Below are 728 nucleotides of genomic sequence, written 5' to 3'. Positions count from 1 at the left end.
CGATTACGAGTATTTAGCCTTGGAGGATGGTCCCCCCATATTCAGACAGGATTTCTCGTGTCCCGCCCTACTTGTCGCATACTTAGTTCCACACGTCGCATTTCGTGTACGGGGCTATCACCCGCTATGGCCGACATTTCCAGGTCGTTCCACTATGCGTCATGCTAAATCATGCAGGCTCATCCCATTTCGCTCGCCACTACTTTGGGAATCTCGGTTGATTTATTTTCCTGCAGCTACTTAGATGTTTCAGTTCGCCGCGTTCGCTTTGCATACCTATGTATTCAGCATGCAATGACCTAAAAGGCCGGGTTTCCCCATTCGGAAATCCTCGGATCAAAGCTTGTTTGTCAGCTCCCCGAGGCTTATCGCAGACTTCTACGTCCTTCATCGCCTGTAATCGCCAAGGCATCCACCATGTGCACTTATTCACTTGTCCCTATAACATTGATTCCTTGCGACTAACAAAGAACCGTTACAAAGCAAGAAGTACTACGTTGTTGCGTTTGTTGATATTGCAATCACTACCCTCGCCTGACCTTTCGATCAGACGAAAAATAATAAATCTTTACTTCTTCCAAATTTTTAAAGAACAGAACAATCGATAAGTGTGAGCGCTTGGCGTGGTGCCTACTCTAGAAAGGAGGTGATCCAGCCGCACCTTCCGATACGGCTACCTTGTTACGACTTCACCCCAGTCACGAATCCTACCGTGGTAAGCGCCCTCC

The 728-nt window shown here is 47.8% G+C and carries 2 rRNA genes; both read right to left on the bottom strand.

Features of this window, described 5'->3' with window-relative positions:
- Positions 1–439: ribosomal RNA gene (locus AC07S4_RS30365) — 23S ribosomal RNA — on the bottom strand; the annotation flags it as partial.
- A gap of 200 nt (positions 440–639) precedes the next feature.
- Positions 640–728 (bottom strand): 16S ribosomal RNA (locus AC07S4_RS30360); the annotation flags it as partial.

The sequence above is a fragment of the Pseudoduganella sp. GW821-FHT05F09 genome (assembly GCF_059419605.1).
Note: the sequence above shows the minus strand (reverse complement) of the source record. Positions and strands in the feature narration are given on the sequence as shown.